Origin of the sequence: Sedimentimonas flavescens (genome assembly GCF_019264375.1) — a bacterium.
GTDB lineage: Bacteria > Pseudomonadota > Alphaproteobacteria > Rhodobacterales > Rhodobacteraceae > Rhodobacter > Rhodobacter flavescens.
Genome location: NZ_JAHVAI010000010.1, coordinates 1 through 19,780, shown reverse-complemented (window position 1 = coordinate 19,780; position 19,780 = coordinate 1). Strand labels below are relative to the sequence as shown.

Annotated in this window: 19 protein-coding genes and 1 pseudogene; 13 read left to right on the top strand and 7 right to left on the bottom strand. The window is 64.4% G+C overall.

What is annotated here, in order from left to right:
• Positions 1-67 precede the first annotated feature (67 nt).
• From era to recO, 3 genes are all read left to right on the top strand, one after another.
• Positions 68-973, top strand: coding sequence for a GTPase Era (era, locus tag KTQ37_RS10755; protein ID WP_218630519.1), 906 nt, complete (start codon positions 68-70; stop codon positions 971-973).
• Between the two features lies 1 nt (position 974).
• Positions 975-1,310, top strand: coding sequence for a DUF1491 family protein (locus KTQ37_RS10750; RefSeq protein WP_218630518.1), 336 nt, complete (start codon positions 975-977; stop codon positions 1,308-1,310).
• A gap of 81 nt (positions 1,311-1,391) precedes the next feature.
• Positions 1,392-2,114: a DNA repair protein RecO gene (gene recO, locus KTQ37_RS10745; RefSeq protein WP_218630517.1), complete on the top strand. Its 723-nt coding sequence runs from the start codon at positions 1,392-1,394 to the stop codon at positions 2,112-2,114.
• Here the strand turns inward: recO and KTQ37_RS10740 are convergent.
• The 3 genes from KTQ37_RS10740 to KTQ37_RS10730 form a co-directional block, all read right to left on the bottom strand.
• Complete coding sequence (locus KTQ37_RS10740) at positions 2,105-2,608, bottom strand: GNAT family N-acetyltransferase (protein ID WP_218630516.1); 504 nt, start codon at positions 2,606-2,608, stop codon at positions 2,105-2,107. The two genes, recO and KTQ37_RS10740, sit on opposite strands and share 10 nt — an antisense overlap.
• Positions 2,609-2,703: 95 nt before the next feature.
• Complete coding sequence (locus KTQ37_RS10735; RefSeq protein ID WP_218630515.1) at positions 2,704-4,365, bottom strand: acyl-CoA dehydrogenase family protein; 1,662 nt, start codon at positions 4,363-4,365, stop codon at positions 2,704-2,706.
• A gap of 114 nt (positions 4,366-4,479) precedes the next feature.
• A complete protein-coding gene (locus KTQ37_RS10730) occupies positions 4,480-5,472 on the bottom strand; it encodes a Hint domain-containing protein (protein ID WP_218630514.1) in 993 nt (330 codons plus the stop codon).
• A gap of 311 nt (positions 5,473-5,783) precedes the next feature.
• On the opposite strand from KTQ37_RS10730, the gene dapE reads away from it, so the two are divergent.
• The 3 genes from dapE to rnr all read left to right on the top strand — a co-directional run bounded on the left by dapE (position 5,784) and on the right by rnr (position 9,685).
• Complete coding sequence (gene dapE, locus KTQ37_RS10725) at positions 5,784-6,923, top strand: succinyl-diaminopimelate desuccinylase (RefSeq protein ID WP_218630513.1); 1,140 nt, start codon at positions 5,784-5,786, stop codon at positions 6,921-6,923.
• Positions 6,920-7,333: a GNAT family N-acetyltransferase gene (locus KTQ37_RS10720; RefSeq protein WP_218630512.1), complete on the top strand. Its 414-nt coding sequence runs from the start codon at positions 6,920-6,922 to the stop codon at positions 7,331-7,333. The genes dapE and KTQ37_RS10720 overlap by 4 nt, the downstream gene beginning before the upstream one ends.
• Positions 7,334-7,420: 87 nt before the next feature.
• Complete coding sequence (rnr, locus tag KTQ37_RS10715; protein WP_218630511.1) at positions 7,421-9,685, top strand: ribonuclease R; 2,265 nt, start codon at positions 7,421-7,423, stop codon at positions 9,683-9,685.
• Here the strand turns inward: rnr and KTQ37_RS10710 are convergent.
• Together KTQ37_RS10710 and KTQ37_RS10705 are read right to left on the bottom strand one after the other, a co-directional pair.
• Positions 9,682-11,211, bottom strand: a complete 1,530-nt coding sequence (locus tag KTQ37_RS10710; protein WP_218630510.1) for a phospholipase D-like domain-containing protein — start codon at positions 11,209-11,211, stop codon at positions 9,682-9,684. The genes rnr and KTQ37_RS10710 overlap by 4 nt on opposite strands.
• Positions 11,212-11,298: 87 nt before the next feature.
• Positions 11,299-12,897 carry a phosphoenolpyruvate carboxykinase gene (locus KTQ37_RS10705; protein ID WP_218630509.1) on the bottom strand — a complete coding sequence of 533 codons (1,599 nt, stop codon included), beginning with the start codon at positions 12,895-12,897 and terminating at the stop codon, positions 11,299-11,301.
• A gap of 337 nt (positions 12,898-13,234) precedes the next feature.
• Here KTQ37_RS10705 and KTQ37_RS10700 point away from each other — a divergent pair, with 337 nt between their 5' ends.
• The 6 genes from KTQ37_RS10700 to KTQ37_RS10675 are packed head-to-tail and all read left to right on the top strand — an operon-like array spanning position 13,235 to position 17,690.
• Positions 13,235-13,936, top strand: coding sequence for a response regulator transcription factor (locus KTQ37_RS10700; RefSeq protein ID WP_218630638.1), 702 nt, complete (start codon positions 13,235-13,237; stop codon positions 13,934-13,936).
• Complete coding sequence (locus KTQ37_RS10695) at positions 13,933-15,660, top strand: sensor N-terminal transmembrane domain-containing protein (RefSeq protein ID WP_218630508.1); 1,728 nt, start codon at positions 13,933-13,935, stop codon at positions 15,658-15,660. Before KTQ37_RS10700 ends, KTQ37_RS10695 begins: the two co-directional genes overlap by 4 nt.
• Before the next feature lie 14 nt (positions 15,661-15,674).
• The gene (locus KTQ37_RS10690; RefSeq protein WP_218630507.1) at positions 15,675-16,106 is read left to right on the top strand and encodes an HPr kinase/phosphorylase; all 432 of its coding nucleotides are present in this window, start codon (positions 15,675-15,677) and stop codon (positions 16,104-16,106) included.
• The gene (gene rapZ / locus KTQ37_RS10685; RefSeq protein WP_328799718.1) at positions 16,103-17,023 is read left to right on the top strand and encodes an RNase adapter RapZ; all 921 of its coding nucleotides are present in this window, start codon (positions 16,103-16,105) and stop codon (positions 17,021-17,023) included. The genes KTQ37_RS10690 and rapZ overlap by 4 nt, the downstream gene beginning before the upstream one ends.
• Positions 17,020-17,421: a PTS sugar transporter subunit IIA gene (locus KTQ37_RS10680; RefSeq protein WP_218630505.1), complete on the top strand. Its 402-nt coding sequence runs from the start codon at positions 17,020-17,022 to the stop codon at positions 17,419-17,421. The genes rapZ and KTQ37_RS10680 overlap by 4 nt, the downstream gene beginning before the upstream one ends.
• The gene (locus KTQ37_RS10675; protein WP_218630504.1) at positions 17,421-17,690 is read left to right on the top strand and encodes an HPr family phosphocarrier protein; all 270 of its coding nucleotides are present in this window, start codon (positions 17,421-17,423) and stop codon (positions 17,688-17,690) included. Before KTQ37_RS10680 ends, KTQ37_RS10675 begins: the two co-directional genes overlap by 1 nt.
• A gap of 66 nt (positions 17,691-17,756) precedes the next feature.
• Here the strand turns inward: KTQ37_RS10675 and KTQ37_RS10670 are convergent, their stop codons facing one another.
• On the bottom strand, positions 17,757-18,632 hold the full coding sequence (locus tag KTQ37_RS10670) for a 3-hydroxybutyryl-CoA dehydrogenase (protein ID WP_218630503.1): 876 nt from the start codon (positions 18,630-18,632) through the stop codon (positions 17,757-17,759).
• 164 nt (positions 18,633-18,796) lie between these two features.
• Here KTQ37_RS10670 and KTQ37_RS10665 point away from each other — a divergent pair, with 164 nt between their 5' ends.
• Entirely contained in the window at positions 18,797-19,618 is an 822-nt protein-coding gene (locus tag KTQ37_RS10665; RefSeq protein WP_218630502.1) for a DUF6473 family protein, read from the top strand.
• Positions 19,619-19,670: 52 nt separating this feature from the next.
• Here KTQ37_RS10665 and KTQ37_RS10660 read toward each other — a convergent pair.
• Positions 19,671-19,780 (bottom strand): annotated as a pseudogene (locus KTQ37_RS10660) (electron transfer flavoprotein subunit alpha/FixB family protein); the annotation flags it as partial.

Below are 19,780 nucleotides of genomic sequence, written 5' to 3'. Positions count from 1 at the left end.
AGCCGAATAATCTGGCCAGCCGCGCGCATTTCCACTATGCCAGCCGCAAGAACCTCAAGGAGATCCTATGACGACTCGCGCGGGCTTTGTGGCCCTAATCGGTGAACCGAACGCTGGCAAATCGACCCTGCTCAACCGGATGGTTGGGGCGAAGGTCTCGATCGTGACCCACAAGGTGCAGACCACCCGCGCCCGCATTCGCGGCGTCTGCATGGCGGGCGACAGCCAGATCGTGTTCGTCGATACGCCCGGTATTTTCCGTCCGCGCCGCCGACTGGATCGCGCCATGGTCTCCGCCGCCTGGGGCGGGGCCTCCGACGCAGATATCGTCGTTTTGCTGATCGAGGCGCATCGCGGCCTGACCGAAGGCACCCGCGCCATCATCGCGGCCCTGAAAGAGCGCGAGGGCACCCAGCCGGTTGCACTCGCCATCAACAAGATCGACCGGGTCAAGGCAGAGAAACTCTTGGAACTCGCCGAGGCCGCGAATGCCGAGTTCCCCTTCGTCAAGACCTTCATGATCTCGGCCGAGCGCGGCTACGGCGTCGATGACCTGCGCGAATGGCTCGCCGGGGAACTCCCGCTCGGCCCCTGGTTCTACCCCGAGGACCAGATCGCCGACCTGCCGATGCGCCAGATCGCCGCCGAGGTCACGCGCGAAAAGCTGACCCTGCGCCTGCATGAGGAAATCCCCTACCAACTCACCGTCGAGACCGAGAAATGGGAGGACCGCAAGGACGGCTCCACCCGCATCGACCAGCTGATCTATGTCGCCCGCGAAGGCCACAAGGGCATCGTTCTGGGCAAGGGCGGCGAGACGATCAAGGCGATCTCCACCGCCGCCCGCGCGGATCTGAGCGAATTCCTCGGCCGCCCGGTCCACCTGTTCCTGCAGGTCAAGGTGCGCCCGAACTGGCTCGAAGAGGCAGAGCGTTATTCCGAGATGGGGCTCGACTTCAAGGACGGCGATTGAGATGCAGGCCCGCCTGACCTCGGAACTCTGGGTCCGGGCCTATCTCAAACGCCTCGAACTCGCCCATATCCCGGCCTATCTCGCGGCACGCGGCCAGCCCGACGCGGGCTCCGTCATGGTCAAATGCGCGACACTCGACGGTCAGGCCACGCTCTGGCAACGCAGCTTCGATCTTGCGACCGGCGCGCGCAAATGGGTGGCGCTGACCGAAGGGCCCGAGCCCGAAGTCGACGCCTCTATCCGCAAACAGCGCAGCTTCGACCCCGACCTGTGGGTGATCGAGATCGAAAGCCGCGACGGCACGACCCTGCTCGAGCAGGACGGGCTGAGCGACTGACTTTCCCTTTCTTCTTGGCTGAAATACCTTCGGGGGGACCGGGGGGCAGACAGCCCCCCGCCTCTCCCACCCGAGACCGGCATGGACTGGCACGACCGCGGCACCATTCTTTCCACCCGCCCGCATGGCGAGACCTCGGCGATCGTCGAGGTTTTCACGGCTGAGCATGGCCGCCACGCGGGCGTCGTGCGGGGAGGCGCGTCGCGCAAGATGGCGGCCACGCTGCAACCGGGCCACCATGTGTCGCTTGGCTGGCGCGCGCGGCTTGAAGATCATCTGGGCAGTTTCACGATCGAACCGCTTCGCTCCCGCGCGGGCGCGATGTCTGATCGGCTGGCGCTCATGGGGCTCAACGCGGTCTGTGCGATGCTTGGCTTCGCGCTGCCCGAACGCGAACCACATCCGCGCCTTTATGCTGCGACTGAACCGCTTTTCGACGTGATCGGCCTCGCGCATGAGGGCTGGCCCGTCGATTACCTGCAGTGGGAAATGGCGCTGCTCGAGGAACTCGGCTTCGGGCTCGACCTCAGCCGTTGCGCCCTTACCGGCGGGCGCGAGGATCTCGCCTATGTCAGCCCGCGCACGGGCCGCGCGGTCGCGCGTCAGGCCGCCGGAGACTGGGCGCCGCGCCTCCTCCCCCTGCCGCAATGCTTGCTCGGCCAAGGCCCCGCGACTGTTGCCGAAATCGTCCAGGGGCTAAAGCTGACCGGCCATTTTCTCGATCTTTTCGCCGCCGAACACAGCCGCCGCGCACTGCCCGAGGCCCGCAATCGTCTGATCGATGCGCTTGCCCGTCAGGGCTGAGCGCGCCTGTCCAGCACCAGTTGCAGCAGCGCGAGATCCAGCCAGCGCCCGAATTTCTGCCCGACCTGCGGCATCGTCCCGACATGCGTAAAGCCGAGCTTGCTGTGCAATGCCATCGAACCTGCATTTCCCGCCTCGATCGCGCCGACCATGACGTGATACCCATCGGCGCGGGCATGTTCGATCAGCCCCTCCAGCAGCGCGCGCCCGCGCCCGCCGCCACGCAGATCCGTGCGGATATAGACCGAATGCTCGACCGTACCGCGAAAACCGTCGAAAGCGCGAAACGGGCCGTAGCTGGCATAGCCGATGACCTCGCCCGCCTCTTCTAGCACGAGCACGGGCAGCCCCGCCGCCTGACGCGCCTGCATCCAATCGACCCGGTTCGCCGCATCGACCTCGACCTCGTTCCAGATCGCGGTCGTGTTGCACACGGCATCATTGTAGATCGCGGCGATGGCGGGGGCGTCGGCGGGCGTGGCGTTGCGGATCATGGCGGGCTCCTTTGCCGCTACAGTGCTCAAATGTGTGACAGGCGCAATGCAAAACGGGGCCCGAAGGCCCCGTCGACTGCTCGATTATTGCAGGCTCAGCCCAGGAGACGGCGGGCGATGACCTGCGCCTGAATTTCAGCCGCGCCCTCGAAGATGTTGAGGATGCGCGCGTCGCACAGGATGCGCGAGATCGCGTATTCCAGCGCGAAACCGTTGCCGCCGTGGATTTGCAGCGCGTTGTCGGCTGCCGCCCATGCCACGCGGGCGCCAAGCAGCTTGGCCATGCCGGCCTCAAGGTCGCAGCGGTGACCGTGATCCTTTTCCCAGGCCGAGAAATAGGTCAGCTGGCGGGCGATCATGATCTCGACAGCCATCATGGCAAGCTTGCCCCCGACGCGCGGGAACTCGATCAGCGACTTGCCGAACTGCTTGCGGTCGATGGCGTATTGCATGCCGATCTCGCAGGCCGATTGCGCAACGCCCACGGCGCGCGCGGCGGTCTGGATGCGGGCGCTCTCGAAGGTCTCCATCAGCTGCTTGAAGCCTTTGCCTTCCTCGCCGCCCAGAAGGTTCTCACCCTTCACGCGGAAGCCGTCGAAGCCAAGCTCGTATTCCTTCATGCCGCGATAGCCCAGAACCTCGATCTCGCCGCCGGTCATGCCGGGGGTCGGGAAGGGGTTGTCGTCGGTGCCCGGGGTCTTCTCGGCCAGGAACATCGACAGGCCGCGATAGTCGGTGGTGTTCGGGTCGGTGCGGGCCAGCAGCGTCATCACATGGGTGCGCTGCGCATGGGTGATCCAGGTCTTGTTGCCGGTCACGACCCAGTCATCGCCGTCCTTCACCGCGCGGGTGCGCAGCGAGCCCAGATCCGAGCCGGTGTTCGGTTCGGTGAAGACGGCGGTAGAGAGGATCTCGCCCGAGGCAAGGCCCGGCAGCCATTTCGCCTTCTGCTCCTCGGTGCCGCCGCACAGGATCAGTTCCGCCGCGATTTCCGAGCGCGTGCCAAGCGAGCCTACGCCGATATAGCCGCGCGAAAGCTCTTCGGTCACCACGACCATCGAGGCCTTGGACAGGCCAAGCCCGCCGTATTCCTCGGGGATGGTCAGGCCGAACACGCCCAGTTCGGCAAGTTCGTTGATGGTGTCCATCGGGATCAGCTCATCCTTCAGGTGCCACTCGTGCGCGAAGGGGATCACGCGCTCCTCGGCATAGCGGTGGAATTGATCGCGGATCATTTCGAGGTCTTCGTCGAGGCCCGAGGTGCCAAAGAGCGCACGGCCCTGATTGTCGCGCATCATGGCGACCAGCGTCTGGCGTGCGGCGGGGCTGTTGCCCTCGGCGATCAGCTTGGCGGCCTCGGGGCCCGGGGTCCAGCTGACGCCCAGATCGGCAAGGCGCGCAACCTCGCCCTGGCTCATCGGAATGCCGCCCGAGATCTGCGCGAGATATTCGCCAAAGCCGATTTGCAGGATCAGGCTTTCCATGGCGCCGAACTCACCGTCCTCGGCGATGCGACCGGCCCAACCGCGCAGCTGGATCAGCGACTGGTTGTAGGTGGCCAGCCACGACAGGGCGTGTGCGGCAAACTGGTTTTCTTCAAGCGCGGCGCCCGAGACCTTGCCGTCGCGGGTCACGAGGGCGCGCAGCGCGTCGGTCGCATCGGCGGTGATCTTGGCGATTTCGGGCAGCGTGGCCTCGGTCAGCGCCAGCAGGTCGGTCATATGGATATTGGTCATGTCAGCCCCATCATGCGCCATGAATCGGTTCCTTTCTGCGGTTGCACAGTGCTTAGGGGTTTTGCAGTTGCAGCGCAATAAAAATTCGTATCAGCGGCGAAATGTGACCGAATGTGTCGCGCGCAAAGTGTGCCGTCAGGCAGCTTTCCGAGCGCCAAGCGCCTGCAAAGCCTGCCCGCGCGTCAGCATCGGCCGCTCAGCGCCCGCGTGCTCGGGCAATGCCGTGTCGGCCAGCGTGCTCAGGGCAGCCAATGCAGGCTGGCGGCGCAAACGCCCGATGTCGAGGCTTTGGACAAGGCAGCCCTCGGCGATCAGCAGCGCGGGCTGGTCCAGCAAGATCCCGTGCCAGTTCAGCACATTCGGGCGGTCGGGCTGGATGGCGTGAAGGCCATCGACCAGATCGCGTGCCTCGGTCAGCGCGCCACCCGCGCCGGGCAGGGCGATGCGCTGGTGCGGCGCGACCCAAAGATCGTTGGCGGAGCCGAAATGTGGCGCACAGAGCCGCACGGGGCGTAGGTGGCCAAGCGCGGGCAGGGGCACCCGACCCGACCACAGCACCGGCTGGGCACCGTGATCAGCGGTCTCGACCAGATCGCCCGGGCGCAGTGCGCCAACCGCGCGCCAGCCCTGCGGCGTGGCGATCTGCGTCAGCGGTGCCAGTGCACCCGCGGGCCCAAGCGGGTGCCGATGATCGCCAAAGGCCAGCCATTCGACCCGAGGCCCGACCCGCGCTGTGCCGGTTCCGGCGGCCAGCGCCAGAAGATCCTCGCGCGGCATGGCTAGCGGCAGGCCGCCGACGCGGTGGCGCAGGGAGCTATCCGTCAGCGACTCAAGCGCCAGAACGCTTTCGCCCGCCGCCACGTCCCAACGCCAGATCAGGCGCATCGGCCCGCCACAGGCCAATGCGTCGCTAGCATCCAGAGAGAGCGCGTGAAACGCCATGCCCTGCCGCTGCATCACCGAGACCTGTTCATCCGCCGTGAAACCGAGCGAGAAGAACCGCGCCTGCGCCCCGCGTCCGGTGACATGGGCCAGAGGCAGGATCTCGGCCTCGCCGGGGATCAGCGCGAACTCGACCATCAAGCTGCCGCGCACAACCGAAACCGGCAGGGGGTGCTGGTCAAACATGATCCGCCCGAGTCCCGGGAGATGCGCCGCAATCCAACCCGCATGTGCCTGCATGACTGCCTCGTGCCTCTTGCGCACCGATGGCAGAAAACACGCGCGCCGCCGACCCTTGCGGGGTGGCGGTCTGGTCTAGGGGAGGGACGTTGCCCTGCTCGTGTCGCCCTGCCTCGGGGCTAGTTTTTATATGCCTCCAGTATGCCGCAGTTCGGCGCGAATGAAAGCCCGATCTGTGCGCGCTTATCGGATTGCTGGGCGTTGTGCTTGTCCGCGCCCGCAGCTAAGCCTTGGACAACTCGAACAAGGAGCCCGCCATGTCGCTCGATCCCGTCAAACTTACTGCGGATCTGATCCGCTGCCCCTCGGTCACCCCGTTCGAGGGCGGCGCGCTGCAACTGCTTGAGGGCGTTCTTGGCGCGGCGGGATTCGCCTGCAGCCGTGTCGATCGCAACGGGATCCCCAACCTCTTTGCCCGTTGGGGCGAGAAGGGCGCGAAGACCTTCGGCTTCAATGGCCACACCGATGTGGTGCCGGTGGGCGATGCCGCAGCCTGGACGCACGATCCCTTCGGCGGTGAGATCCACGACGGCGTGCTCTGGGGGCGCGGCGCGACCGACATGAAATCGGGCGTCGCGGCTTTCGTCGCCGCCGCCATCGATTTCGTGCTGCTGACCCCGCCCGAAGGCGCCATCGTGCTGACCATCACCGGCGACGAAGAGGGTGTCGGCCATGACGGCACCCGCGCCCTTCTGGACTGGATGGCCAACGAGGGAGAGGCCATGTCGGTCTGCCTTGTCGGCGAACCGACCTGCCCGAACACGATGGGCGAGATGATGAAGATCGGCCGCCGCGGCTCGATGACCTTCTATATCGAGGCCGAGGGTGTGCAGGGCCACTCCGCCTATCCGCATCGCGCCAAGAACCCGTTGCACGCGCTGGTGGACCTGCTGCACCGCATGACGGCGAACCCGCTTGACAGCGGCACCGAGCATTTCGATGCGTCGACGCTCCAGATCACCACCATCGACTGTGGCAATCCGGCCAATAACGTGATCCCCGCCAAGGCCCGCGCAACGGTCAACATCCGCTTCAACGACTCCCACTCCGGCGCTTCGCTGACCCAATGGGGCGAGGGGCTCGCGCGCCTTGTCGAGGCCGAAACCGGCGTGCGTCTGAGCATTCGTACAGAGATTTCAGGCGAAAGCTTCCTCACCCCGCCGGGCCCCTTCGTCGAACTGGTCGCCCGCGCCGTCGAGGCCGAGACCGGCCTCAAGCCCGAGCTTTCGACCTCGGGCGGCACCTCGGATGCGCGCTTCGTCAAGGATCACTGCCCGGTGCTCGAATTCGGCCTCGTCGGCCAGACTATGCACCAGGTCGATGAACGCATCGAGATCGCGCAGATCACCCAGCTCAAGGCGATCTATATGCGCTGCCTGCGGGACTATTTCGCATGAAGATCGTCGTGACCGAAGACCTCGCGGCCTGCCACGCACTGCGCCGCACAGTCTTCATCGAGGAGCAGGGCGTCCCGGAGGAACTCGAGATCGACGATCTCGATGACATCGCGATTCACCTTCTGGCCTTCGTGGAGGATCGCCCGGTCGGCACCGCGCGGCTTTTCATCAAGGACGAGACGGGCAAGATCGGCCGGGTCTGCGTCTTGCCCGAAGCGCGCGGAACGGGTCTTGGTGCGGCGCTCATCCGGGCAGCCTGCCAGCACCTGAAAGACCGCGGCTGCACCGCGGCGCAGCTTGGCTCGCAAACCCATGCGCTGCCCTTCTACGAAAAGCTTGGATTTGCGGCCTTCGGTCCCATCTATGACGATGCGGGCATCCCGCACCGGGACATGTTGAGACGCCTCTGATCTTCAATGTGGCGGAAATATCCCGGGGTGCGGGGCAGCGCCCCGCTTCGCGCGTGACGCCCGCACAGGCCCATGATAGGCAAAGCCATGAACCAGTTGCCCACCAAAGAACAGATCCTCGCATGGCTTGCCGACCACCCCGGCGCCGGTGCGAAACGTGACATCGCCAAGGCCTTCGGGATCAAGGGCGCTGCCAAGATCGAACTCAAACGCATCCTGCGCGAGATGACCGACGAGGGGCTGCTCGAACGCCGCCGCAAGTCCTACCACGACAGCGCCAAGCTGCCGCCCGTTTCTGTGCTCGAAATCCTCCCGGCCGACAGTTCCGGCGATCTCTGGGCGCGCGCCATCGAATGGGAGGGCGAAGGCCCCGAGCCGGTCATCCTCTTCATCGCCAAATCGGGTGACCCGGCACTGGCGGCGGGCGAGCGTATTCTCGCCCGCATCGCCGAGGTCTCGGGGCAAGGTTATGACTATGAGGCCCGCCTGATCCGCAAGGTCGGCGAGGCGCAGCACCGCGTCGTCGGCATCTTCCGCAAGGGCGCCGAGGGTGGGCGCATCGTGCCCATCGACAAGGGTGAGCAAAAGGAATGGGTCGTGGGGGCCGGCGCCACGCAGGACGCCCGCGACGGCGAGCTGGTCGAGGCCGAGCAGATCGGCCCGCGCGGCCGCATGGGCCTGCCGCGCGCCCGTGTGATTGAACGTCTGGGTGACCCGACCGCGCCGCGCGCCGTTTCACTGATCGCGATTCACCAGCATGGCATCCCCGACGACTTCCCCGATGCCGTGATCGCCGAGGTCGATGCCGCGCGCCCCGCCGACCTGGAGGGCCGCGAGGATCTGAGCGAGCTGCCCTTCGTCACCATCGACCCGGCCGATGCGCGCGACCGCGATGACGCCTGTCTTGCGATGCCCGACGATGACCCCAATAACGAGGGGGGCCATATCCTCTGGGTCGCCATCGCGGATGTTGCGCATTACGTCCGCCCCGGCTCGGCGCTGGACCGCGAGGCGCGCAAGCGCGGCAATTCGACCTATTTCCCCGACCGCGTCGTGCCCATGCTGCCCGACCGGCTCTCGGGCGATCTTTGCTCGCTGCACGAACACGTGCCGCGCGCGGTTCTGGCCGTGCGCATGAAGATCGACAGCGCGGGCCACAAGCTCAGCCATCGCTTCACGCGCGGCATGATCCGTTCGGTCGGCTCGCTCGAGTACGCGCAGGTTCAAGCCGCGCGCGAAGGGCGCCCGGACGAAAAGACCGCCCCGCTTGTCGATGAGGTCATCGCACCGCTTTATGAATGCTACAACGCGTTGGTGCGCGCCCGCGCGGCGCGCCAGCCGCTTGATCTTGATCTGCCCGAACGCCAGATCGTTATCGACGAGGCCGGCAAGGTCGCCTCGGTGCGCTTCAAGGAGCGTCTCGACGCGCATAAGCTGATCGAAGAATTCATGGTGTTGGCCAATGTCGCCGCCGCAGAGGAGCTCGAACGGCTGCGCCGCCCGCTGCTCTACCGCGTGCACGAAGAACCCTCCCCCGAAAAGATCGAGGCGCTGCGCGAGGTTGCGCAGGCGTCGGGCTTCAACCTGGCCAAGGGGCAGGTGCTGAAGACTGCGCATCTCAACCGGCTTCTGGCGCAGGCCGAAGGCTCCGAGTTCGACGAGTTGGTGAACATCTCGACGTTGCGGGCCATGACGCAGGCCTATTATGCGCCGCAGAACCTTGGGCATTTCGGGCTGGCGCTGCGGTCCTACGCGCATTTCACCTCGCCGATCCGGCGCTATTCCGACCTGATCGTGCATCGCGCGCTGATCCTGGGCCATGGCTGGGGCAAGGACGGGCTGAGCGCGCAGGATATCGAGATCCTCGATGAGACCGCGCAGCAAATCTCGGAGACCGAGCGCCGCTCAATGGCGGCCGAGCGCGACACGACCGACCGTTATCTGGCGGCCTATCTGTCGGATCGCGTGGGCAGCGAGTTCACCGGGCGCATCTCGGGCGTGCAGAAGTTCGGCGCTTTCGTGAAACTCGACGAAACCGGCGCTGATGGCCTGATCCCGGTGCGTGAGATCGGGCGCGAGTTCTTCCACTATGACCGTGACGCGCAGCAATTGACCGGTGCCGACAGCGGCACGGTGATCGGCATCGGCCAGCGGGTGCTGGTGCGCCTGCGCGAGGCGATCCCGATGACCGGCGGGCTGGAGTTGGAGCTGTTGGAACTGGAGGGCGCCAGCCTTCCCGGCCCCGGCAAGGGTGGCAAGAAGCCCTTCCGGCGGGGCCGCAAGGTTGCCGCGATCAAGGCAAAGGAGCGCGGCATCGCCCGCAAGGTCAAGCGCACGCGCAAGAAACCCTAAAGCAGGCCCTTGATCGGCAGCCAGGCAAGAAGAACGATCAGCCCGCGCTGCCACAATTGCGCGCCGGGTTCGTGGCGGATGGTTTCCTCGCCGCCGTCCTCGGTCCGGCGGGTCCAGATCAGATGCCCGCGCCGCAGCCCCACACGCCAGGCAAGATCCGGCACGGTTCGATCGAAGGTGCGGTGCAGATCCTCGGCCCATGCGGGATCTTCCACGACCACTCCCATCTCGGTGTTGAGAAACAGCGAACGGGGGTCGAAGTTGAACGTGCCAATGAAGACACGCTTGCGATCGACCGAGAATAACTTGGCATGCAGCTTGTTGCGCGTGAACGGGGCGGTGCCGTGGCGGTTGCGCACGATCAGGCCGCGACGCAACTGCACCTTTCCGTCGCCGGAATATTCGTAGATGGCGACGCCAGCGCGGATCAGCGCATGGCGCTGCCAGGCGTAGCCGGTATGCACTATGGGCGTATCAGAGGCCGAAAGCGAATTGGTCAACACCCGCACCCGAATGCCGCGTTTCGCCATGGCGCGGATTTCCTTGGCGTCGCGTCGCCGGGGTACGAAATAGGGCGAGATCAGATCGTAGCTCTCCTGCGGGCGCCCGAGGGCCAAGCGCAGCGATGGGAACAGGTGATGTCGCTTGCGCGCGCGACCTAGGACCTTTTCGGGCGGGTCGGTGATCAGGCGGACAGGGGCCTCGTGCAAGCTCAGCGCCGAGGTTCCCAGATCGGCGGCCGAGAGGCTTTCGGCGAGCAGGGCCGAAAACCGTGTCCCCCGCGCGGCCTGAAGTGCCCTCTCCTGAGTGTTGCGGCCTTTCCGCACCCGACGGGGCGTCTGCCGGATAAGGCGTTCGGCTGGCCATGCGGGCTCCGAGGCCCAGTAGGTCTCAAAAGTCTCTTGCGCGGCGCGCACCGCATGACCCGCCACGAAGACATCCATATCCATGAACAGTCCGATCGAGGACAGGTCGTTGAAATACTCGTCCCCGATGTTGCGCCCGCCGAGAATCGCGGCGGCCCCGTCGGCGATCAGCATCTTGTTGTGCATCCGGCGATTGAGGCGCGGGAAATCGAACAGGTAGCCGAGCAGGCGCGGGAAGCGCAGGGGGAAGGGGTTGAAAAGGCGCAGCTCGATATTCGGATGGGCGTCGAGACAGGCCAGCCGCGCATCGAGCCCCGCGGTCGCATTGTCATCCAGCAGCAGTCGCACCCGCACGCCGCGATCTGCCGCGCGCAAGAGCGCCTCGAACAGGAGCGTGCCGGAATGATCGCCGCGCCACAGGTAATACTGCGCGCAGATCTCGGAACGGGCGGCATCGCAAAGCGCAAGGCGGGCCGCGAACGCCTCCAGCGCCTCGGGCAGCGGGGCGATGCCAGTGCTTTCCAGATCGGGCCAAAGCGCGGCCAGCCGCCCCGAGGGAAGCGGCGGCGCGCCGGGCGCGTCGGCCACCCGCGTCGGAAGGCGCGTCAGCCACCAGCCAAGCACAGCGGCGCAGAAAAGAGCGATGAAGATCGCGGACATCATAGGCGAACTATGGCACCTGCGGGCAGAAACGCGAAGGGGCCGGGAATGATCCCGGCCCCGTCAGTGTTCACTGTCCGTAGTTTATCAGCCGATGGCTGCGGCCTTCACGTCTTCGTCGATATAGGGGACGTATTGCGCGAAGTTGTCCGAGAACATCTTGACCAATTTCGAGGCCTGCGCGTCGAAGGCGGCCTTGTCGGCCCAGGTGTCGCGCGGGTTGAGCAGCGTGGCGTCGACGCCCGGCACCGAGACCGGAACCTCGAAGCCGAAGTTCGGATCCTTGCGGAACTCGACAGCGTTCAGCGAGCCGTCGAGCGCGGCGGTCAGCAGCGCGCGGGTCGCCTTGATCGGCATACGTTTGCCGGTGCCGAAGGCGCCACCGGTCCAACCGGTGTTCACCAGCCAGCAAGACGCGCCGAAGGTGTTGATCTTTTCCTGCAGCAGCTTGCCGTAAACCTCGGGGCGACGCGGCATGAAGGGCGCGCCGAAGCAGGTCGAGAAGGTCGGGGTCGGCTCGACCACGCCCACTTCGGTGCCCGGGGTCTTCGAGGTGAAGCCCGACAGGAAGTGATACATGGCCTGCGCCGGGGTCAGACGCGCGATCGGCGGCAGGACGCCGTAAGCGTCGCAGGTGAGCATGATCACGTTCTTCGGGTGACCGCCAAGCGCCGATTCCGACGCGTTCGAGATGTAGTGCAGCGGGTAAGCGCAGCGCATGTTGTCGGTGATCGAGTTGTCGAAGAAGTCCAGCTCAAGGGTTTCTTCGTCGAAGACCATGTTCTCGACCACGGTGCCGAACATCGAGCAGGTCGCGTAGATTTCCGGCTCGGCTTCTTTCGACAGGTTGATCGTTTTCGCGTAGCAGCCGCCTTCGAAGTTGAAGGTGCCCTTTTCCGACCAGCCGTGCTCGTCGTCACCGATCAGCGTGCGCGACGGATCCGCCGAGAGCGTGGTCTTGCCGGTGCCCGACAGGCCGAAGAACACGGCGGTGTCGTCGGGGTTGCCGATCGCGTGGTTGGCCGAGCAGTGCATCGCCATCACGCCCTTGCCGGGCAGGATGTAGTTGAGCAGCGTGAAGACCGATTTCTTGTTCTCGCCAGCATAGGCGGTGTTCGCGATCAAGATGAGCTTCTTGTCGAAGTTCAGCGCGATCACCGTTTCCGAACGGCAGCCGTGGCGTTCCGGGTTGGCCTTGAACGACGGGCAGTTGATGATGGTGAACTCGGGCGCGAAAGTGTCGAGTTCGGCGCGCTCGGGGCGGCGCAGCATGGTGCGGATGAAGAGGCCGTGCCAGGCCAGTTCGGTCACGACGCGCACATCCAGACGGTGCTCGGCGTCGGCGCCGCCGAAGAGGTCCTGAACGTAGTAATCCTTGCCCTTCATATGCTCGAGCATGTCGGCATAGAGGGTGTCGAACTTGGCGGAATCCATCGGTTTGTTGTTTTCCCACCAGATCGTATCTTCGACGTCGGGGGTGCGGACAACGAACTTATCCTTGGGCGAACGGCCCGTGTGGGCGCCGGTCGTGCAGTAGAAAGCGCCACCCTTGCCAAGCGTGCCTTCGCCGCGCTTGAGCGCGCTTTCGATCAGCGCCGGCTCGAGCAGGTTGTAATAGACATTGCCCAGACCAGTGATGCCTTGATCTTCCAGGCGTTTCGCCGGGTTCACACGTCCAGTGATCATCTGTAGCTCCCGATGCCGTCGCGCGGCGTTCATTGGGTTCCTCCCGGCACCCCCGGCCAAAAGGGATACCGATCCGTCGCGAGTGGTCGCGTCGAATGCGGCCCCTATAACATGACGGTTCTGCGAAGGAACAGAACGGTTTGACGCAGTTAGCGCAACCATCGACGTTTTAGCGCAACCAAGAACCTGAGGTGCGGCAATTTAGTCAATCGTAGGAATTTTTCGTCACGAATGATTCGGCTTGGGTGTCCGATTCGCACAAGCCGGTTGATTCCGTGAAACGGAAAGCAGAGAATGTTTCCAAAGTATAATGAATAGGCAGATAGAGGGCATGAGCATGTCGAGGATCGCGCTCGTCGACGATGATCGCAACATTCTTACCTCGGTTTCGATGACGCTTGAGGCTGAAGGATACGAGGTCGAAACTTTCAACGATGGCCAGGCGGCGCTTGAGGCTTTTGGAAAGCGTCTGCCGGATATGGCGGTGCTGGATATCAAGATGCCGCGGATGGACGGGATGGAGCTGTTGCAGCGCATCCGGCAGAAGTCCTCCATGCCGGTGATCTTCCTGACCTCGAAGGACGATGAGATCGACGAGGTTCTGGGTCTGCGCATGGGCGCCGACGACTACGTCAAGAAGCCTTTCAGTCAACGCCTGTTGGTCGAACGCATCCGCGCGCTGCTGCGCCGGCAGGAGGCGATCAGCACCGGCGAGGTTGCCGTGACCGAGGATACGAAGGTCATCGTGCGGGGCCATCTGACCATGGATCCGCTGCGCCATTCGGTCAGCTGGAAGGGCAAGGAAGTCACGCTGACGGTGACCGAGTTCCTGCTGTTGCAGGCGCTGGCGCTGCGCCCGGGTTTCGTGAAATCGCGCGATCAGCTGATGGACGTCGCCTATGACGATCAGGTCTATGTGGATGACCGCACCATCGACAGCCACATCAAGCGCCTGCGCAAGAAGATGCGGGCGGCCGACGATGATTTCTCTGCTATCGAAACGCTCTACGGGATCGGTTATCGTTACAACGAAGAATGAGCATTTCGGGACGGATAGGGTTGGGCCAGGCCAGAGGCGGTGATACAGATGTCGTCCTCGGCGAGGATTGGACCGGTGCCGAAAGCACCGTCCATGATGACCTGTCCATGGGGCGGGCGCAGCGCGGCGTCGTCTCGCTGAACCGTTCGCCTCTGGCGCGCAAGATCATCACCTTCAACCTCATGGCCATGGTCATGATGGTTGCCGGGGTGCTCTATCTCAACCCGTTCCGCGACAGCCTCGTCTACCAGCGCGAAAGCGCGATCGTGAACGAGGCCGGGCTGATCGCCGACGTCTTCGAGGCGCGGATGCCGAAAGAGGCGCCCGTCAACCTTGCGGCCGGTGACGGGATCGACCTGGCCGACACATTGGCCGGGATCAAGCTGCCCGAGGGCACGCAGCTTTACCTGTTCGACACGCGCGGCAACCTGCTGATCTCTTCGGACTCGGCGCCGACGGCCAGCCGCGGAACGGTCGAGGGGCTTGAGCCGAACAAGCGTACCACGCTGATCACGGATCTGCTCAATCGCGGATGGGACTGGCTGACGGGGCTGATGCGCCCGACGCAAAGTGCCAATCAGTCGTTCGACATCGAGAAGATGCTCGGGGCGCTGGTGCCCAAGGTTGAGCCCGGCAAGACCCAGATCTCGACCAGTCGCGATCCTGCGGGATCGACGATTTTTTCTGTCGCGACAGGGCTTTATCAGAATGACCGGATGGTGGGCCTGCTGGCGATCACCTCGGCCGCCGGCGAGATCGACGAGCTGGTGCGGGTCGAGCGCGAGCAGGTGCTGCAAATGTTCGTCGTGGCGATCATCGTCTCGATCGGGCTGAGCCTCGTTCTGGCTTCGACGATTGCGAACCCGCTGGCCGATCTGGCTGCCGCGGCTGAGATCGGTAGCGACCGCGGCGCGCGCAAGATGAGCCCCGCTCGCGTGCGCATCCCCGACCTTACCGCGCGGCCCGACGAACTCGGACGTCTTTCGGCGGCCTTGCGCGGGATGGTGGCTGCGCTTTACGACCGGATCGATGCGAACGAACAGTTCGCCGCCGACGTCGCGCATGAGATCAAGAATCCGCTGGCCAGTCTGCGCTCGGCGGTGGCCTCGCTGCACATGGTCAAGCGCGACGATCAGCGCACCAAACTGCTTGACGTGATCGACCACGACGTGCGCCGCCTCGATCGTCTCGTCAGCGATATCTCCAATGCCTCGCGCCTCGATTCGGAACTGGTCAAGGAAGAGGAGCAGTCCTTCGACCTGATGAAAATGGTCGGCAGCGTCGGCAAGCACCTGGGCGAACAGGCGGCCGAGAAGGGGATCGACTTCATCATCGACCTGCCGCGCGATCCTATCGTGATCAGTGGCCTTGAAGGGCGCCTTGCGCAGGTTTTCGTCAACCTGATCGGCAATGCGATCTCGTTCTGTGAAGACGGCGATGCGGTGCGCATCTGGGCGCGGCGCCGCGACAATCGCGTGCTGGTGGTGGTTGAGGATACCGGCCCCGGCATCCCCGATGAGGCGCTGACCAAGGTCTTCAAGCGATTCTATTCGCAGCGGCCGGTTGGCCAGTTCGGCGATCATTCGGGCCTTGGGCTTGCGATCTCGAAGCAGATTGTCGAGGCGCATGGCGGCGTGATCTGGGCCGAGAATATTCGCCCGACCGAGGCCGATATCACTTCGGAGCCGCTCGGTGCGCGCTTCGTTGTCGGCTTGCCGCTCTGACCCCGGGGGTTCGGGTGGAGGACGCCGGGCAGTCCATTCTCCACGCCAGCTGTGTTGCACTGGATGCCCTGAACGGGGTGCTGATCCTTGGCCCCTCGGGCGCGGGGAAATCGACGCTTGCCCTGCAACTGATGGCCTATGGCGCGTATCTGGTGGCGGATGACCGCGTCGCGTTGCGTACGGACGGGCCCGATGTTGTCGCCAGCGCGCCCGAGTCGATCTCGGGCCTGATCGAGGCGCGGGGCGTTGGGATTCTGCGCGCGCAGCCCCTCCCATCCGCCCGAATTCGCCTTGTGGTTGATCTGTCGCGCGACGAGACCGAGAGACTGCCGCCGAAGCGCGAAACAAACCTTTTAGACAGGTTTCTGCCTCTTGTGCTGCGGGTGCAACATGGTCATCTTGATCTCGCTGTTCTGCAATGGCTGAAGGGTGGGAGACACGCGTGAGTGACGAGGGCAAGGCCACGAGGGAGGCTGCCAGCCGTGTCGTGCTGGTGACCGGTCCATCCGGGGCAGGCCGCTCGACCGCGATCGCGGCGCTTGAGGATCTTGGCTACGAAACCATCGACAACCTGCCGCTCAGCCTGGTGCCGCGCTTGCTGGACGGGGCGCTTTCGCAGCCCATGGCGCTTGGCATCGACGTGCGCAACCGCGAGTTCTCGGCCATCGCGCTGATCGAGCTGATCGACCGGTTGACTCGCACGCCGACCGTGCGGCTTGAGATCCTTTTCATGGATGCGCGGGCCGATGTGCTGCTGCGGCGCTATTCCGAAACCCGCCGCCGCCATCCGCTGTCGCCCGGGGATGCGCCCGAGGTCGGCATCGCGCAGGAAATCGACCTGCTGGCCCCCATTCGCGCGCGCGCCGATGTGCTGATCGACAGCTCCGACATGACGATCCACGATTGCCGCGCCGAGATCGCGCGCCTCTTCGATATGGGGCAGCGCGACCGGCTGGCGGTGACCGTCCATTCTTTCAGCTACAAGCGCGGCGTGCCGCGCGGGCTCGATATGATGTTTGATTGCCGGTTCCTCGCCAACCCGCATTGGGTGCCGGAACTGCGCCCGCTGAGCGGTCTTGATGCGACGGTAGCCGGGCATGTTGCGGCCGATCCGCGTTATGAGGAATTCGTGAGCCGGGTGCGGGAACTCTTGCTTTTCCTGCTTCCGGCCCATGTTGAAGAGGGCAAGAGCCACCTGTCTGTGGGCTTCGGGTGTACCGGCGGGCAACACAGATCGGTTGCCGTAACGGAAAGCATGGCCAAGATGCTTGCGGAAGCAGGGTGGCATGTGTCTAAACGACACAGGGAATTGGAGCGGCAGGCACAGGTTCTGCCCGGGGTGAAAGAGGCTAGCGGCGCGTGATCGGGATCGTGATCGTGGCACATGGTGGTCTAGCACGCGAGTATCTCGCGGCGGTCGAGCATGTCGTCGGCCCGCAAGAAGGTATTCGCGCCATCACCATCGAAGACGACCATGACCGGAGCGCCAAGCAGTCCGAGATCCGGGCGGCCGCGGATGCGGTTGATGCGGGCGACGGTGTTGTCGTGGTCACCGATATGTTCGGCGGCTCGCCTTCGAACCTCAGCCTTCTGGCCTGCGAGGCCTGCGAGCGGGAAATCATCTACGGTGCCAACCTGCCGCTGTTGATCAAGCTTGCGAAATCGCGCAGTCTCGGCGTCCACGCGGCGGTCGAGGCGGCTCTCGATGCCGGTCGCAAATATATCAACAGCTATACGGCATACGGGACAGACGCGAAGTAATGGTTTCCAAGGTCTTGAAGATCGTCAACGAAAAGGGGCTGCACGCCCGTGCCTCGGCGCGGTTCGTCGAGGTGGTGGAGTCCCACGACGCGCGTGCCGAGGTCGAGAAAGACGGAATGCGCGTGTCCGGCGATTCGATCATGGGGCTTTTGATGCTGGCGGCGTCCCGGGGGACCACCATCGCGGTCACCACCCACGGGCTTGAGGCAGAGCGACTGGCCGATGCGCTTGAGGCGCTGGTCGCCGATCGGTTCGGTGAAGAGAACTAAGCCCGCCAGAACGGAAAAGCAAAAGGCGCGCGAAATCGCGCGCCTTTGTCGTTTGTCGAGTATCGTTTAGCGCGTCGGAACGGGCTTTTCGCCACGATAATCGTAGAAGCCACGGCCCGATTTGCGGCCAAGCCAGCCAGCTTCGACATATTTCGTCAGCAGCGGGCAGGGGCGATACTTGGTGTCGGCAAGCCCGTCATGCAGCACGTTCATGATCGCAAGGCAGGTGTCGAGACCGATGAAATCGCCCAGCTCAAGCGGCCCCATCGGGTGGTTCGCGCCAAGCTTCATCGCCTGGTCGATCGACTCGACGTTCCCCACGCCCTCGTAAAGCGTGTAGACCGCCTCGTTGATCATCGGCACCAGGATGCGGTTCACGATGAAGGCCGGAAAGTCCTCGGCCGAGGCGGCGGTCTTCTTCAGCGAATGCACCACGGCGAGCATGGTGTTGTAGGTCTCGTCATCGGTCGCGATGCCGCGGATCAGTTCGACCAGTTTCATGACCGGAACGGGGTTCATGAAGTGCAGGCCGATGAAACGCTCGGGGCGGTCGGTGCGCGAGGCAAGACGCGTGATCGAGATCGACGACGTGTTCGTCGCCAGGATCGTTTCGGGTTTCAGATGCGGTAGGAGGGCGGCAAAGATCTGGTCCTTGACGGCTTCGCGCTCGGTCGCGGCCTCGATGACAAGATCGGTCTGGCCAAGGTCGGTCAGCGTCAGCGTGGTCTTGATGCGGCTGAGGGCGGCGATCTTGTCGGCCTCGGTGATCTTCTCGCGCGAGACCTGCCGGTCGAGGTTCTGGGTGATCGTCGCGATAGCCCGGTCGAGGCCTTCCTGTGCGATGTCGTTCAGCAGCACCTCATAGCCCGACTGGGCAAAGACATGCGCGATCCCGTTGCCCATCTGGCCTGCGCCGACGATTCCGACTGATTGAATACCCATTTTCGCCTCTCGTTTGCGGTTGCAGAATGATAGCTTTGCTGCGCCGCAGCGCAAGCGCAATCAGCCGGTTTTGCTGAGGAAAAGCGCGACATTTTCCCCTTAGCCCTTTGGCAAGGGTTGGCTGCGATCATGCCCTTGGGTGAGTCGAAACTTGGGTGGGGAAAATGGCTTTCGAATATCCGGGCGAAGGTGCCCTTGATTACTTTCCGTGCCGCTACGGCCCCTCGAAGCTGCTGTTTCGGGGCCCAAGGCGCGATCTGACCGAACCCTATCTGGCGGCCTTCGGCGGTGGCGAGACCTATGGCAAGTTCGTCGAGAACCCCTGGCCCAGTCTGGTCGAAGCCAAGCTGGGCCTGCCGGTCATCAACTTCGGCTATCTGAACGCCGGGATCGATGTGTTCTTCAACGAACCGGCCGTGCTGGGGGCCTCGCGCCGCGCCAAGCTGACAGTGGTCCAGCTGATGGGGGCGCATAACATGTCGAACCGTTTCTACTCGGTCCATCCGCGGCGGAACGATCGGTTCCTGAAGGCCTCGAACCAGCTGCGCAGCCTCTTCCCTGAGGTTGATTTCGCCGAGTTCAACTTTACCCGCCACCTGCTGAGCGTGTTGCATGAGCGCGCGCCGGAGCGTTTTGGCGCTATCACGGCTGAATTGCGCACAGCTTGGGTTGCGCGCATGTCATCGTTTCTGGAGCGGATGGGCGGCCGCAAGGTGCTGCTCTGGCTGGGAGAGTATCGCGATCCGTCGGTCCATGACCCGCTAGGGCCGGAGCCGCTGCTGCTCGACGAAGGGCTTGTCGCCCAGATCAGCGGTTTCGCCGATGTTCTGGTGAAGGTGCAGCCATCGGTTGCGGCGCGTACCACGGGGGTTGCGGGGATGATCTTCGGTCCGATGGAGGAGCTAGCGGCCAGCACCATGCCCGGCCCCGTCGTTCATCGCGAGATCGCCGAGGCGATCACGCCGGTTCTGGCTCGGATGCTCTGAGAAAAGAAAAAGCCCCGCCATTGGCGGGGCTTTGCGTTGGTATCGCCCGCGATCAGAGCTTCCCGGTGAGTTCCGGGATAGCCGTGAACAAATCGGCGACGAGTCCGAAGTCTGCGACCTGGAAGATCGGGGCTTCTTCGTCCTTGTTGATGGCGACGATGA